Raw genomic sequence first — 17,330 nt, 5'->3', positions numbered from 1 at the left:
GAATACGTTGCGAATCAACGCGGACGCCGACCGCTGTGTCGGGGCGGGCCAGTGTGTACTCGCCGCGCCGGACCTGTTCGACCAGGACGATGACGGCACCGTCACGGTGCTCGCGGAGCCCGGCGCGGCCACCAAGGACGCGGCCCGGGAGGCCGCCCACCTCTGCCCGTCCGGGGCCATCACCCTGGAGGAGGGGTGATGGCCCCGTTGCCTTCCTGGGTGTCTCGCCACGGCTCCTGACCCGGACGGCTGCTGATCGGACCCGCGGCCCGGATGACGCGCTCCAGCCCCGCTGGTAGCCGTCGTCCGGGCCGTTTGCCATGTCCCTGGCCCGCCGGCGGCGGTGGCGTGTCCGGGGGACACCGGTGGCCGTGGCCTGTCCGGGTTCCCGGCGGCATACGAGAGGCCCCCGGCTTGCGGTCAGTGCTCGTTGCCGTCGAGCGCGGCCCTGACCAGGTCGTCCAGGTCCATCGCGTCGATCGAGTCCCCCGGCGCCTGCTCCGCCGTCGCCGCCGGATGGCCCGCCAGCTGGAGCAGGGGCTCCAGCAGCCCGACCTCCCGCAGCCGGGCGAGGGGTACGGAGGTCAGCAGCGCCCGGATCTCGTTCTCCCGCTCGTCGGCGGGCGAACCACCGGCCGTTTCGGGTACGAGCTCCCGCAGCACATGCTCTGCGAGGGCGATGGGCGTGGGGTGGTCGAAGACGAGCGTGGCGGGCAGGCTCAGCCCGGTGGTCGCGGTGAGCTGGTTGCGCAGCTCGATCGCGGCCAGCGAGTCGAAGCCGAGGTCCTTGAACGCCCGGTCGGCGCCGACGGCCTCGGGCCCCGCATACCCCAGCACCCCGGCGACCTGGGCGCGGACCAGGTCCAGCACCACTCGGGGCCGCTCCGCCGCCGCCCGCCCGAGCACCCGCTCCCGCAGCTCGGCCGCGGCCGACGCCTGGTCGTGCGGGGAGACGGTGGCGCCCCCGGTCAGCTCGGCGTACCGGGGCAGCTCCCGCAGCAGCGGGCTGGGCCGCAGGGTGGTGAAGGCGTGGATGAACCGGGCCTGGTCGATATCGGCGACCACGGAGGTGGGTTCAGCGGAGCCCACCGCGCTGCGCATGGCCGACAGCGCCGCCTCCGGGGCCATCGCGGCCACGCCGGTGCGGTGTGACGTCTCCTCGGCGCGGGCGCTCGCCGCCATGCCGCCACCGGCCCAGGCGCCCCAGGCCACGGAGGTGGCGGGCAGGCCCTGGTCCCGGCGGCGCTCGGCCAGCGCGTCCAGCACCGCGTTGGCGGCGGCGTAGTTGGCCTGGCCGGCGTTGCCCACGGCCCCGGACGCGGAGGAGAACAGCACGAAGGCCGTCAGGTCCAGGTCCCGCGTCAGCTCGTCCAGGACGGTCGCCGACTCCACCTTGGACCGGAACACCGTCTCGAACCGCTGGGGCGACAGACCGTCGAGGACCCCGTCGTCCAGCACCCCCGCCGCGTGCACCACGGCGGTCAGCGGGCAGTCGCCGGGGATGTCCGCCAGCAGGTCCGCCACCTGTCGGCGGTCCGCCACGTCGCAGGCCACGATGGACACCCGAACTCCCGTCCCGGCCAGCTCGGACCGCAGCTCCTCGGCCCCTTCGGCCTCGGGGCCGCTGCGGCTGGCCAGCAGGATGTGCTCGGCGCCACTGCGGGCCAGCCACCGGGCGACATGGCCGCCCAGTGTCCCGGTGCCGCCGGTGACCAGCACCGTGCCCGAGGGCCGCCAGCCGTCCTCCGGCAGGGCGCCGACCGGCCGTCGCAGTCGGCGGCCGAACACGCCCGACGCGCGCACCGCGACCTGGTCCTCGGCCGGCTCCGTGCCGCCGGTCTTGCCCAGCACCGCGGCGAACCGAGCGGCGATCCGCCCGTCCAGCTCCTCGGGCAGATCGACCAACCCGCCCCAGCGCTGCGGGTGTTCGAGCGCGGCCACCCGGCCGAGCCCCCACACCGCGGCCTGCCGCGGGTCGGCCACCCGCTCCGTACGGCCGACCGACACCGCGCCCCGGGTGACACACCACAGCGGGGCCTCGACCTCGGCGTCGCCCAGGGCCTGCACCAGCACGGCGGTCAGCGCGAGTCCCGGCGGGACGACCGGCCCCGTGGTGTCGGCCACGGCCAGCAGCGACACCACACCGACGGGCCGGGGCCCCTCGGCCATCCGTGCCCGCAGCCGCTCGGCCAGCGCCGCGCGGTCCGGTCCAGTGACCTCCAGCCGTACCATGTCGGTGCCCAGCGCCTCGACCACCGCGTTCACCCAGGGGTCCTCGGCGTGTCCGGCCGGGACCACGGCGAGCCAGGTCCCCGAGGGGGTGGCCGGGGCCGGGCCGGTGAGCGGCTTCCAGCCGATCCGGTAGCGCCAGCTGTCGACCACCGACTGCTCGTGGCGTCGGCGGCGCCAGGACGAGAGCGCGGGCAGGACCATCGTCAACGCCTCGTCGTCGACGTCGAGCGTCGTCGCCAGCGAGGCGATGTCCGCCTGGTCGGCCCGTTCCACGGTGGCCCAGAAGTCCGCGTCCGCCGTATCGGGGGCCGTGGCTTCCTGACCGACGGCGTCCTCGGGGTTCTCGGGCCAGAAGCGCTGGTGCTGGAAGGGGTAGGTGGGCAGGTCGACCGGTCGGGCGCCGGAGGAGGCGAAGAAGCCCGCCCAGTCGACGCCCACGCCGTGGGTGTGCAGCCGGGCCACGGCAGCCACCAGGGTGGCCTCCTCGCCACGCGTCCTGCGCAGCGCGGGGACGAGCAGGGCTTCGGACGACCGTTCGCCGAGGGTTTCCTGCGCCATGGCGGTCAGTACGGCGTCGGGCCCCACCTCCAGGAAGGTGGTGACGCCCTCGGCGGCGAGCCGGCTGACGCCGTCGGCGAACCGCACCGTACGGCGGATGTGTTCCACCCAGTACTCCGGCGCGCACACCCGCTCGGCCGACGCCACGTCGCCCGTCAGATTGGACACCAGCGCGATCCGTGGCGCCTCGAACGACAGGCCGTGTACGACCCGCCCGAACTTCGCCAGCACCGGCTCCATCAGCGCGGAGTGGAAGGCATGGCTGACCGTCAGCCGCCTGGTCTTGCGGCCCTGCTCCTCGAACCGGGCCGCCACATCCAGTACGGCGGCCTCGTCTCCCGCCACGACCACCGACCGCGGACCGTTCACGGCCGCGACCGAGACCCGCTCGCCCAGATGGGGAGCCACCTCCTCCTCGGTGGCCTGCAACGCCACCATCGCTCCCCCGGGCGGCAGCTCCTGCATCAGCCGGCCGCGCGCGGCCACCAGGGCACACGCGTCCGGCAGCGAGAACACCCCCGCCACATGGGCGGCCGCGATCTCGCCGATCGAATGCCCCGCCAGATAGTCCGGGACGATCCCCCAGGACTCCAGCAGCCGGAACAGCGCCACCTCCACCGCGAACAGCGCGGGCTGGGTCCACCGTGTCTCGTCCAGCGCCTCAGCCTCGGCCGAACCGGGCTCCGCGAACACCACCTCGGACAGCGGCCGGTCGAGGTGGGCGTCCAGATGCGCGCACACCGCGTCGAACGCCTCGGCGAACACCGGGAAGGTCTCGTACAGCTCCCGGCCCATCCCGGCCCGCTGACTGCCCTGGCCCGAGAAGAGGAAGGCGGTCCGGCCACCGGCCGCGGTGTCCTCGATCACCCGTGGGGACGGGCGTCCGTCCGCCACCGCCGCCAAGCCCTCGATCAACTCGTCGCGGTCCGCGCTCAGCACCGCGGCCCGCTCCTCGAAGGCCGACCGGGTGGCGGCCAGCGAGAATGCCAGGTCGGCGAGGCCGAGATCCGGGTCCGCGGTGACATGGTGGAGCATCAGCCGGGCCTGGTCGCGCAGCGCCTGGGGGGTACGGGCCGACAGGGCGACGGGCCACGCCGCGCCGTCACGCCGCGGCGCGGCCGGGGTGCGGGCGGGCTCGTCGTCGGGCGCCTGCTCGATGATCGCGTGGGCATTGGTGCCACTGGCGCCGAACGAGGAGATCCCGGCCCGGCGCGGCCGCCCGGTCCCCGGCCACGCGGTGGCCTCGGCGGCCAGCTCCACGGCGCCCGCGGACCAGTCCACATGCGAGCTGGGGGCGTCCAGATGGAGGGTCCTGGGCACCACGCCGTGGCGCATCGCCATGACCGTCTTGATCACGCCCGCGACGCCCGCCGCCGACTGCGTATGCCCGATGTTGGACTTGACCGAGCCGAGCAGCAAGGGCTGGTCGGGGTCGCGGTCCTGGCCGTAGGTGGCCAGCAGCGCCTGGGCCTCGATCGGGTCGCCGAGCGTGGTGCCGGTGCCATGGGCCTCGACCACGTCCACGTCCGCGGGGGACAGTCCGGCGTTCGCGAGGGCGCGGCGGATGACCCGGCGCTGCGAGGGGCCGTTGGGGGCGGTCAGCCCGTTCGAGGCGCCGTCCTGGTTGACCGCCGAGCCGCGCAGGACCGCCAGGACGCGGTGGCCGTTGCGCCGGGCGTCGGACATCCGCTCCACCACGAGCATACCGACGCCCTCGGACCAGCCGGTGCCGTCCGCGGCCTCGGCGAACGCCTTGCACCGGCCGTCCGGGGACAGGGCGCCCATGTCGCTGAACTCCACGAAACCCACGGGCGTGGACATCACCGTCACACCACCGGCCAGCGCCAGCGAGCACTCGCCCGAGCGCAGCGCCTGGGCGGCCAGATGCAGCGCCACCAGCGACGAGGAGCAGGCGGTGTCCACGGTCACCGCCGGGCCCTCCAGGCCGAAGCTGTAGGAGAGGCGGCCGGAGATCAGGCTGGCCGCCTGCGCGGTCTGGGCGTGGCCACGCTGGTCGGCGGGCGGGCGATAGTCGCCGCTGGTGGCGCCGACGAAGACGCCCGTATCGCCACCGCGCAGCGTATGCGGGTCGACACCGGCCCGCTCCAGCGCCTCCCACGCTGCCTCCAGCACCAGCCGCTGCTGCGGGTCCATCACCATGGCCTCGCGCGGCGCGATTCCGAAGAAGCCCGGGTCGAAGTCGGCGGCGTCGTAGAGGAACCCGCCCGACTGGGCCGTGCTGCGCCCGCGGCCGTCCCGGGCGCCGCCGCTCAGCGTGTCCAGGTCCCAGCCGCGGTCGGTGGGCAGCTGTCCGATGGCGTCGGCCTCGTCCACGACCAGCTGCCACAGGTCTTCGGGCGAGCGCACACCGCCGGGGTAGCGGCAGCTCATGCCGACGATCACGATCGGGTCGTCGGCGGTGCGGGCGGGCAGCGCCGCCGTGTCGTCGGCGTCGTCCTGCCCGAGCAGTTCGGCGTACAGGTGGTCGGCGAGCGCCACCGGGGTCGGGTGGTCGAAGGCGAGGGTGGTGGGCAGGGGCAGACCGGTGGCCCGGGTCAGCTGGTTGCGCAGGTCCACCGCGGTCAGCGAGTCGAATCCGAGGTCCGAGAAGGCCCGGTCGGCCTCGATCGCCTCGGCGCCCCCATGGCCCAGCACCTCGGCGACCTCGCCGCGCACCAAGTCCAGCAGGACGTGGGAGCGCTGGACGCCGGGCAGACCCAGCAGCCGGGTCCGCAGCTCGGCCGCCGTGCCCGTGGCGCCGGCAACGTCGGTGTCCCGCCCGGCCGCCGCGGCTGCCGGCGCCGTACGGGCCTCGGGCAGCGCGGCGAACAGCGCGCTCGGACGTACGGCGGTGAACGCCGGGGCGAACCGGTCCCAGGCCACGTCCGCGATCGTCACCGCGTCCAGCTCGCCGTCCACCGCCCGGCCCAGCGCGGTCACCGCCAGCCGAGGCGGCAGGGCGGGCAGTCCGCTGAGCCGCAGATGTGCCGCCATCCCGTCGGGGGTGTCGGTGGGTGACGTGGCCCAGGCGCTCCAGGCCACCGAGGTGGCCGGGGCCCCGCGCGCCCGGCGCCGGCGGGCCAGCGCTTCGAGCGCGGCGTCCACGGCCGCGTCGGCGGCCCGCCCCGCCACGCCCCAGACCCCCGCGACCGAGGTGAGCAGCACGAAAGCGTCCAGGGGCCGGTCGCCCAGCAGTTCGTCGAGGTGTGCCGCCGCCGCGATCCGGTCCGCCACCGCCGCCGCGAGCGGGGCGGGCCCGAACGCGTCGATACGGTCCGTGGCGCCGGGCGCGACGGGCGACAGGTCGGGCTGTCCGGCGTGCACGACCGCGTCCGGCGGCAACTCGTCGAGCAGCGCCGCCAGGGCGTCGCGGTCGGCCGGTTCACACGCCCGCGCGGTCACCCGGACGCCCGACTCGGCGAGTTCGGCGGCCAGTTCTGCGATGTCGGGCGCGTCGGGGTCCGGCGGACCGGTCAGCACCAGATGCTCGGCCCCCTCCGCGGCCAGCCACCGGGCGAGCTGTCCGGCCGTGGCGCCCGTGCCACCGGTGACCCAGACGGTGCCCCGTGGCCGCCACCGCCCGTCGGGGGCGGGCGCCGCGGCCCGCACCAGACGTCGGCCGAACACCCCGCCGACGCGTACCGCGAGCTGGTCCTCCGCGGGGTCGCCCGCGCCGCCTGCCAGTACGGCCGTGAGCCGGGCACGGGCCCGCTGGTCGAGAGAGCCGGGCAGGTCGACGAGGCCGCCCCAGCGCTCCGGGTGTTCCAGCGCGGCCACCCGGCCCAGGCCCCACACCGCGGCCTGCCCCGGATCCGCCGGGCCGTCGCCGCGGCCCACGCGGACCGCGCCCACGGTGGCACACCACAGCGGTGCCTCGATGTCCGCGTCGCCCAATGCCTGGATCAAGGCGCAGGTCAGCGCGGTGGACTCGGGCCCGGTCCGCCCGAGGGCGAGCAGGGACAGCACACCCGCGAACGGGCCGTCGCCGACGCACACTTCTCCCAGCCGTGCGGTCAGGGCGGCCCGGTCTGCGTCCGCCACTTCGATGCGTACGGTGCCCGATTCCCCCTGACCCAACGCCTCGGCGACGGCCGCCAACCACTCTTCGTCGACCACCCTGGCCTCGTCGGGGGCGGGGACGATCAGCAGCCAGGTGCCTTCCAGGGCGCCGGTCGGCGTTCCGGCGAAGGCCGGGCCGGTCAGCGGTGTCCAGCTCGCCTCGTAGCGCCAGCCGTCCACGACGGACTCATCGTGGCGGGACCGGCGCCAGGACGACAGCGCGGGCACCACCGCGGTCAGCGAGTCGCCGTCCACCTCCAGCGTGGACGCCAGCGACTCCAGGTCCTCCCGTTCCACGGCCGACCAGAACTCCGCGTCCACCGGATCGGCCGCCGCGTTCTCCGCCGCGCCCGGCTCCAACTCGGGCCAGAAGCGCTCGCGCTGGAAGGCGTACGTCGGCAGGGTGGTCAGGTGCGCGCCGGTGCCGCCGAAGTACGCCGACCAGTCCACCGGCACCCCGTGCACATGCAGCGCGCCCAGCGCCGCCGTGATCTCGGTCTCCTCGTCGCGGTCCGCGCGCAGCAGCGGGGTCACCAGCGGTTCGGGCCGCTCGTCGGCCAGCGTGTGCCGGGTCATCGCGGCCAGCACCCGGTCCGGGCCCAGCTCGACGAAGGCGGTCGCGCCCGCGTCCCGCAGGGTGCGTACGCCGTCGGCGAACCGTACGGTCTCCCGCACCTGGCGCACCCAGTACGCGGGTGAGCACAGCTCCTCGGCCGTGGCGAGGCGGCCGGTCAGGGTGGAGACGACGGGGATCCGCGGCTCCTGGTACGCCAGGTGTCCGGCCACCGTGGCGAACGGGTCGAGCATCGGCTCCATCAGCGGCGAGTGGAAGGCGTGCGAGACCCGCAGCCGCCTGGTCCTGCGCCCGCGGGACTCCAGCCGCGCGGCGATCCGCGCCACCGCCTCCTCGTCACCGGCGATCACTGTCGCGGTGGGGCCGTTGACCGCCGCGATGGACACCAGCTCGCCGTGTCCGGCCAGCAGCGGAGCGACCTCGTCCTCGGCGGCCTCCAGCGAGACCATCGCGCCACCGGACGGCAGCGCCTCCATCAGCCGCGCCCGCGCCGCCACCAGCCGGCACGCGTCGGCGAGCGAGAACACCCCGGCGACGTGGGCCGCCGCCAATTCCCCGATGGAGTGTCCGGCCAGCAGGTCCGGCCGTACCCCCCACGACTCCAGCAGCCGGAACAGGGCCACTTCGACGGCGAACAGGGCCGGCTGGGTGTATCCCGTACGGTCCAGCAGCTCGGCCCCGGCCGTCCCGGCGTCGGCGAAGAACACCTCCCGCAGCGGGCGGTCCAGCTCCACGTCCAGATGGGCCAGTACGTCGTCCAGCGCCTCGGCGAAGGCCGGGTAGCGGTCGTAGAGCTGCCGTCCCATACCGGGCCGCTGGCTGCCCTGGCCCGAGAAGAGGAACGCCGTCCTGCCGCCGGGTGCGCGTATCACCCCGCGGGCCGCTTCCGTGACTCCGTCGCCGGTGGCCAGCAGCACCGCGCGGTGGTCGAACGCCGGGCGGCCGGTGGCCAGTGTGTACCCCACGGCCACGGGGGACGGCGACGGATCGCTCCTTTCAATGAAAGAGGTGAGCCCGTCGAGCTGCGCGCTCAAGCCCTCGGGGCCGCGGCCCGAGACCACCCATGGCACCACGGCCGGGATCTGTTCGGGCTCGTACGGCTCGGAAGGTTCGGCCGTCGGCGCCTGTTCGACGATCACATGGGCGTTGGTGCCACTGACGCCGAAGGCCGACACACCGGCCCGCCACGGCCGGCCCGTCCGCGGCCACGGCGTGGCCTCGCGCAGCAGCGACACCGCGCCCGATGCCCAGTCCACATGCGAGGACGGCATGTCCACATGCAGGGTCCTGGGCAGCACACCGTGTCGCATCGCCATGACCATCTTGATGACACCCGCCACCCCGGCCGCGGCCTGGGTGTGGCCGATGTTGGACTTCACGGTGCCCAGCAGCAGCGGTTCCGGGCGCTCCCGGCCGTAGGTGGCGAGCAGGGCGTGCGCCTCGATGGGGTCGCCCAGAGTGGTGCCGGTGCCGTGCGCCTCGACCGCGTCGACGTCGGCCGGCGTCAGCCGCGCGTCGGAGAGGGCCTGCCGGATCACCCGCTGCTGCGCGGGACCATTGGGCGCCGTCAGCCCGTTGGACGCGCCGTCCTGGTTGACCGCGGTGCCGCGCACCACGCCCCAGACCTCGTGCCCGTTGCGTACGGCGTCCGACAGCCGCTCCAGGACCAGCACCCCGACGCCCTCGGACCAGGCGGTGCCGTCGGCGGCGTCGGCGAACGCCTTGCACCGGCCGTCCGGGGCCAGTCCGCCCTGCACGCTGAACTCGGTGAACGAGTCCGGGCTCGACATCACCGACACGCCACCGGCCAGGACGAGCGAGCACTCACCGCGCCGCAGCGCCTGGGCCGCCCAGTGCAGCGACACCAGCGAGGACGAGCAGGCGGTGTCGACCGTGACCGCCGGGCCTTCGAGCCCCAGGGTGTACGACAGCCGGCCGGACATGACGCTGGCCGTGTTGCCGGTGGCCACGTGGCCACGCACATCGGCGGTTGCCTTGCGCAGCACACCCGCGTAGTCCTGCCCGTTGGTGCCCACGAACACGCCTGTGTCGCTGCCCCGGAGGGTGGCGGGGTCGATCCCGGCCCGCTCCAGCGCCTCCCAGGAGGTTTCCAGCAGCAGCCGCTGCTGGGGGTCCATGGCCAGGGCCTCGCGCGGGGAGATCCCGAAGAACGCGGCGTCGAAGTCGCCCGCGCCGGGCAGGAAACCGCCCTCCCGTGTGGCGGAGGCGCCGCCCGCGAGCGCGTCGAGGTCCCATCCCCGGTCGGTGGGGAACGGTGTGATGCCGTCGCCACCGTCGGCGAGCAGCCGCCACAGGTCCTCGGGCGACGCCACGCCGCCGGGGAACCGGCAGCTGACGCCGACGATGGCGATCGGGTCGTCGGCCGCGGAGAGCGCCGCCGCAGCCGTCGGGGCCAGGGCGGTGTCCGCCGCCGCGCCGAGCACTTCGGCGAGCAGGAAGTCCGCCAGCGCGTACGGCGTGGGGTAGTCGTAGACCAGGGAGGACGGCAGGGCCAGCCCGGTCTCCGCCGACAGCGCGTTGCGCAGCTCGACCGTGGTGAGCGAGTCGAAGCCCAGATCCCGGAATGCCTGGTCGGGGGCGATGGCCGTGGTGTCGCCGTGTCCGAGTACGGCGGCCACCCGGCCGCGCACCAGGTCCAGTACGTACGCGCCGCGCTCGGCCTCGGGCAGGTCGGTCAGCCGGCCGCGCAGCCCCTGCCCGTCCGACGGCGCGCCGCCGCGGCCGGTGTCCGTCGCCTCCCGGGCGCGCCGTACCTCGGGCAGGTCGGCCACCAGGGGCGCGGGCCGCGCCGTGGCGAACGCGTCGAGGAAGCGGTCCCAGTCGATGTCGGCGACGGTCAGCACCCGCTCGTCGCGTTCGAGGGCCTGTCGGAGCGCGGCGACGGCCAGCCGCGGGGGCATCGGCGTATAGCCGCCCCGGCGTACGCGGCCCTCCAGCGCCGCGCCGTCGGCCACCATCCCGGCCTCGGCCCACGGTCCCCAGGCGAGAGACGTGGCGGTCAGACCGCGGTCCCGGCGGCGCTGGGCCAGGGCGTCCAGATAGGCGTTGGCCGCGGCGTAGTTGCCCTGCCCCGGGGCGCCTATGGTGCCCGCGACCGAGGAGAACAGGACGAACGCGGCGAGGTCGTGGTCCTCGGTCAGCTCGTCGAGGTTGCGGGCGGCCTGCGCCTTCGACCGCATCACGGCGGTGAACCGGTCCAAGGTGAGGGCGTCCACCACCCCGTCGTCCAGGACGCCGGCGGTGTGGATCACGGCCGTCAGCGGGGTGTCGGCGGGGATCCGGTCCAGCACGGCGGCCAGGGCGTCACGGTCCGCGGCGTCGCAGGCCTCGACGGTCACTCGGGCGCCGAGCTCGGTCAGCTCCCGGACGAGGTCGTCGGTACCCGGCGCGCTCGGCCCCCGGCGGCTGAGGAGCACCAGATGCGCGGCGCCCTCGGCGGCCAGCCAGCGGGCGAGGTGCCCGCCGAGCGCACCGGTGCCGCCGGTGATCAGTACGGTGCCGGTCGGGGTGAACTCCCCTGATTCCACGGCCGGTTCGGCCGGGATGTGGGTCAGCCGCCGTACGTAGGCGCCAGACGCGCGCACCGCCACTTGGTCCTCGCCGCCGGTCCGCTCCAGCACCCCGGCGAGTCGGCGTACGGCCTTCGGGTCGTGGTCCGCGGGCAGGTCGACAAGTCCGCCCCAGCGCTCCGGGTGTTCGAGGGCGGCCACCCGGCCAAGTCCCCACACCGCGGCCTGCGCCGGATCGAGAACCGGCTCGGAGCGGCCGATCGACACGGCGCCCCGGGTGAGGCACCACAGCGGGGCCTCGATGCCCGCGTCGCCCAAGGCCTGGACCACGGTGGCGGCCCGTGCCGCGGCGGTGGCCGGATCGCCCTCGTCGCCGGGTGTGTGGTGCGCGGGCACCGCCAGGACGCCGGAGAACCCCGTGCCCTCGGTGTCCGTTCGACCCAGTAGCTCGGCCAGCGTGGCCCGGTCCTCGGCCGCGGACTCGACCAGTACGGTCGGCACACCGAGGCCGTCGAGGACTGCGCGCGCCCACGCGTCGTCGGCCGCGCCGGGCGGCGCCACGACCAGCCAGCGCCCCGAGAGCGCGGGGGCACTGGACGTGTTGCCGGTGACGGGTTTCCAGGTGACGCGGTAGCGCCAGCTGTCGGTGGCGGACCGGTCGCGGCGCTGTTTGCGCCAGGTCGACAGCGCGGGCACCATCGCGGTGAGCACACCGTCGTCCAGGTCGAGGGCCGTGCCCAGGGTTTCCAGGTCGGCCCGTTCCACGGCCGACCAGAACTCGGTGTCCTCGGCCCGCGCCGCGTCCAGCACACCGTCGCCGTCCGCCCCGGCGACGGTCTCGGGCCAGAAGCGGCGGCGCTGGAACGCGTAGGTGGGCAGGTCGACGCGGTGCGCCCCGGATCCGGCGAAGAAGGCGGTCCAGTCCACGCCGACGCCATGGGTGTGCAACCGCGCCAGCGCGGAGACGAGCGCGGGCACCTCGGCACGGCCCTTGCGCAGCACCGGGAGCAGAGCCGTCCGCGGCCGGTCCGCCAGGCTCTCCTGGGCCATCGCGCTCAGCACCCCGTCGGGGCCCAGCTCCAGGAAGGCGGTGACGCCCTGCCCGGCCAGCCACTCCACCCCGTCGGCGAACCGCACGGTGCGGCGCACATGCTCCACCCAGTACTCCGGCGAGCACACCTCCTCGGCCGAGGCCGGCCCTCCGGTCAGGTTCGAGCCCAGGGCGATACGCGGGGCCTCGTACGAAAGCCCCTCCGCGACCTGCCGGAACTCGGCCAGCATCGGCTCCATCAGCGGCGAGTGGAAGGCGTGGCTAACGGTCAGCCGCCGGGTCTTGCGGCCCTCCTGGGCGAACCGCGCGGCGATCCGCTCGACCGCGGACTCCTCGCCGGCCACCACCACCGAACGCGGCCCGTTCACCGCCGCGATCGACACCCCCTCGCCCAGCTCGGGGACGACCTCGTCCTCCGCCGCCTCGATCGCCACCATGCACCCGCCCGGAGGCAGCTCCTGCATCAGCCGGGCCCGAGCCGCCACCAGTGCGCACGCATCGGCCTGCGACAGCACCCCCGCCACATGCGCGGCGGCGATCTCACCGATCGAATGACCCGCCAGATAGTCGGCCGTGATCCCCCAGGATTCGACGAGGCGGTACAGCGCCACCTCGACGGCGAACAGGGCGGGCTGCGTCCAGCCCGTACGGTCCACAAGCTCCGCTTCCGCCGAGCCCTCCTCGGCGAACAGCACGTCGCGCAGCGGCCGTTCGAGGTGGCCGTCCAGATGGGCGCACATCTCGTCCAGGGCCTCGGCGAACACCGGGAACGCCTCGTACAGCTCCCGGCCCATCCCGGCCCGCTGGCTGCCCTGGCCCGAGAAGAGGAACGCGGTCCGGCCACCGGCCACGCCTCCCTGGACGAGGGCGCCGTGCGGGGCTCCGTCGCGCAGCGCGGTAAGGCCGCTCAGCAGCTCCGCCCGGTCCGCCGCCACGACCGAGGCGCGCCGCTCCAGCGCGGAGCGGGTGGTGGCCAGGGAGAAAGCCACATCCTTCAGGGGCAGTTCGGGCCGTGTCTCCAGCAGCGACAGCAGCCGGGCCGCCTGGGCGCGCAGGGCCTCGTCGCCGCGGGCGGAGAGGGTGACGGGCACCGGGGCGGCGAGGGTGCCGTCCTCGGCGGGCTCCGCCACCCCGGGTGCCTGTTCGAGCACGGTGTGGGCGTTGGTGCCGCTGAGGCCGAAGGAGGAGACGGCCGCCCGCCGGGGGCGCCCGGTGGCAGGCCACTCGGCCGGTTCGGTCAGCAGCTCGATGGCGCCGGCCGACCAGTCCACATGGGAGGAGGGCTGATCGACATGGAGGGTGGGCGGCAGCAGTCCCCGGCGCATGGCCATGACCATCTTGATCACACCGGCCATGCCGGAGGCCATCTGGGTGTGGCCGATGTTGGACTTGACCGAGCCGAGCAGCAGCGGGCGTTCGCGGTCCTGCCCGTAGGTGGCCAGCAGCGCCTGGGCCTCGATCGGGTCGCCGAGCGCGGTGCCCGTGCCGTGGCCCTCGATCGCGTCGATCTCCCCCGCGGTCAGCCGGGCGTTGGCCAGGGCCTGCCGGATCACCCGCTGCTGCGCCGGGCCGTTGGGGGCGGTCAGCCCGTTCGACGCGCCGTCCTGGTTGATCGCGGAGCCGCGGACCAGCGCGAGGACCGGGTGGCCGTTGCGCAGCGCGTCGGACAGCCGCTCGATCAGGACGAGCCCGACGCCCTCGGCCAGGCTCATGCCGTCGGCCGCGTCGGAGTACGCCTTGCACCGGCCGTCGGCGGCCATCGCCCGCTGCCTGCTGAAGCCCACGAACGCGCTGGGGGTGGCCATCACGCTGACACCGCCCGCCAGGGCGAGGGAGCTCTCCCCGTCACGCAGCGACTGACAGGCCAGATGCAGCGCCACCAGCGAGGACGAGCACGCCGTGTCGAGGGTGACCGCGGGGCCCTCGAGCCCGAACACATAGGACACCCGGCCCGACAGCACACTGGACAGAGTGCCGGTGATCATATGGCCCTCGGAGCCCTCGGCGGCCCCCCGCACACCCGTGGTGTAGTCCTGGTAGCTGGCGCCGATGAACGTCCCGGTGTTGCTTCCGCGCAGCGTGGCCGGGTCGACACCGGCGCGTTCGAACGCCTCCCACGCGGTCTCCAGCAGCAGCCGCTGCTGCGGGTCCATCGCCAGGGCCTCGCGCGGCGAGATCCCGAAGAACGCGGCGTCGAAGTCGGCCACGTCGTGCAGGAAACCGCCCTGGGTGGAGTACGTCCTGCCCTTGCGGTCCGGGTCCGGATCGTAGAGGGCATCGGCGTCCCAGCCGCGGTCCGCCGGGAAGCCGGTGATGGCGTCCCCTCCGCCGACGACGAGATCCCACAGCTCCTCGGGGGAGGCCACGCCTCCTGGGTAACGGCAGCTCATGCCGACGATGGCGATGGGCTCGTCGTCGGCGACCGCGGCGGCGGGCGCGGGGCCGGACCCGGCCGGGGCGTCCCGGTCGGCGGCAATCCGGACCCGTAGATACGCGGCCAGGGCGGCCGGGCTCGGGTGGTCGAAGACCAAGGTGGTCGGCAGGGTCAGGCCGGTGGCGGCGGCGAGCCGGTTGCGCAGATCCACCGCGGTCAGCGAGTCGAACCCGATGTCGCGGAAGGCCCGTTCCTCCGTAAGCGCCTCCGGCGAGCCATGCCCCAGGACCGCGGCCGCCTCGGTACGGACCAGCTCAAGCAGCAGCCGGTCGCGCTCGGCGCCGGGCAGGGACAGCAGCCTCGCCGCGAACTCACCCTCGGCGCCACCGGACGGCTCGGCGGCCTCCGCCCGCCGCTGTACCTCGGGCACCTCGTCGAACAGGCGCGTCGGCCGCACCGAGGTGAAGACCGGGTAGTAGCGCTCCCAGTCGACATCGGCGACGACCAGCGCGGTCTCGTCGTCGTCCAGGGCCTGCCGCAGCCCGGCCAGGGCCGGTTCGGGGTCCATGAAGACCAGGCCGCTGCGGCGGATCTGCTCTGGGTCGACCCGGCCCAGCCGGGTGTCATCGGACCAGATGCCCCAGGCCAGCGAGGTGGCGGGCAGTCCGCGGGCGCGGCGGTGGTCGGCGAGCGCGCCGAGGAAGGCGTTGCCCGCCACATAGGCCGCGTGGCGGCCGCTGCCCCAGGTCCCGGCCGTGGACGAGTAGAGGACGAGGGCGTCGAGTTCATCGCCGTCGAGCAGTTCGTCCAGGTGCCGGGCGCCGGCCACCTTGGCGTTGATGACCTCGGCGAACTCGGTCATGGTGGTCTCGTCCAGGCTGTGCAGCGCGATGCTCGCGGCCGTGTGCACGGCGGTACGGACCGTACGGCCGTCTTCCTTGAGCCGCGCCAGCAGGGCGGCGAGCGCCGCGCGGTCGGTGACATCACACGCCACGGCCTCGGCCTCGACGCCCAGCTCGGCCAGTTCGGCCACGAGCGCGGGCGCGCCGGGCGCGGCCATGCCGCGCCTGCTGGTCAGCACGATGTGCTCGGCGCCCTGCCCGGCGAGCCAGCGGGCCAGATGCGGCGCCAGTGTCCCGGTGCCGCCGGTGATCAGCGTGGTCCCGCGCGGGGTCCAGGGCCGGTCCGGTTCGGCGTCGCCCGCGGACGCGCGTACGACACGCCGGGCGAGCACGCCGGAGGCACGGATCGCGAGTTGGTCCTCGCCGGTGGCCCCCGCCAGCACAGCCGCCAGCCGCTGCGCGGCGCGCTGATCGAAGGTCTCGGGCAGATCGACCAGACCGCCCCAGCGGTCGGGGTGCTCGAGCGCGGCCGTCCAGCCGACGCCGTGCACCTGGGCCTGGACGGGGCTCATCACACGGTCGGAGCGTCCGGTGGACACCGCGCCTCGGGTGAGGCACCACAGCGGCGCCTCGATACGAGCGTCACCGAGCGCCTGGACCAGGGCCACGGTCAGGGCGAGGCCGGTGGCCAGCGCGGGGTGGTCGCTGTGCGGTTCCTCGGCTGCGGCGAGCAGGGAGACGACCCCGGCGAGGCCCGGGGAGCCGTCCTCAGAGGGTGATGTGACCTCGTCGAGGCGCGCCGCCAGCACGGCACGGTCGGCGCAGGATTCGTCCAGCGTCAGTCGGCGCACGTCCGCGCCGTGTTCCGCGAGAGCCGCGGTCACCTCGCCGTCCGCGACGCCCTCGGCGGTGACGAACAGCCAGGTGCCGGACAGGGACGCGGTGGGGACTCCGCGCAGCGGGCGCCAGGCCACCCGGTAGCGCCAGCCGTCCACGGTGGCCCGGTCCTGGCGACGCCGGCGCCAGGACGACAGCGCGGGCAACACCGCGGCCAGCGAGGTCTCGTCGATATGCAGGGCGGAGGTCAGGGACGCGATGTCCTGTTGCTCGACCGCGGTCCAGAAACGGGTGTCCTCCGGGTCGGCCCGGCCGTCCGGATCCGGCCCGGCGGGCAGGGCCCAGAAGTGCTCCCGCTGGAACGCGTAGGTGGGCAGCTCCACATGGTGGGCGTCGAAGTCCGCGAACATCCCCGCCCAGTCGACCGGCACACCGCGCACAAACGCCTGGGCCAGCGAGGTGAGGAACCGGTCGAGACCGCCGTGGTCGCGGCGCAACGTGCCGCAGACGACGGCCTGGCAGTCGCTGTCGTCCACCGTCTCCTGGACCCCGACGGTGAGTACGGGGTGGGAGCTGACCTCGATGAACGCCCGGTGTTCCTGGGCCAGAAGGGCGCGGATCGCCGGTTCGAAACCCACCGTCTGCCGCAGATTGCGGTACCAGTAGTCCGCGTCCATGCCCGTGGTGTCGAGCCAGTCACCGGTCACCGTGGAGAAGAACGGCACCTCTGCGGTGCGCGGAGACAGCGGTGCCAGCCGGTCCAGCAGCTCTTCGTGAACCTCCTCGACGTGCGCGGAGTGCGAGGCGTAGTCCACGGCGATCCGGCGGATACGCACCTCCTCGCCCGTCAGCTCCTCGACCAGCTCGTCCAGCGCCTCCCGGTCACCGGACACGACCACCGAGCGGGGCCCGTTGACCGCGGCGACCGACACCCGGCCGCCCCACCGCTCCAGCCGCGCCCCGACCTCGGCGACCGGCAACGGCACCGACGCCATACCACCAGCACCGGCGAGTTGGCGCGCGATCGCCTGGCTGCGCAGCGCCACCACCCGCGCGCCGTCCTCCAGCGACAACGCACCCGCCACACACGCGGCGGCGATCTCACCCTGCGAGTGACCCACCACCGCATCCGGCTCCACTCCATGCGAACGCCACATGGCCGCGAGCGACACCATCACCGCCCACGACACCGGCTGCACCACATCAACCCGCTCCAACGACGGCGCACCCTCGACCTGCCGCACGACATCCATCAACGACCAGTCGATGAACG

The 17,330-nt window shown here is 74.7% G+C and carries 2 protein-coding genes (1 of these 2 running past the window's edge); one reads left to right on the top strand and one right to left on the bottom strand.

Annotated elements, in window-relative coordinates:
* Positions 1–7: 7 nt before the first annotated feature.
* The gene (locus ACH4U7_RS01965; protein ID WP_398526076.1) at positions 8–199 is read left to right on the top strand and encodes a ferredoxin; all 192 of its coding nucleotides are present in this window, start codon (positions 8–10) and stop codon (positions 197–199) included.
* A 221-nt stretch (positions 200–420) separates the two neighbouring features.
* Here ACH4U7_RS01965 and ACH4U7_RS01960 read toward each other — a convergent pair whose 3' ends face one another.
* On the bottom strand, positions 421–17,330 hold the 3' portion of the coding sequence (locus ACH4U7_RS01960; RefSeq protein WP_398526075.1) for a type I polyketide synthase. Its footprint extends 12,034 nt past the window's final position; only the last 16,910 of its 28,944 coding nucleotides appear in the window; its start codon lies beyond the right edge, outside the window; it ends in the stop codon at positions 421–423.

It is taken from the genome of Streptomyces sp. NPDC020845, assembly GCF_044334165.1.
Taxonomy (GTDB): Bacteria; Actinomycetota; Actinomycetes; order Streptomycetales; family Streptomycetaceae; genus Streptomyces.
Note: the sequence above shows the minus strand (reverse complement) of the source record. Positions and strands in the feature narration are given on the sequence as shown.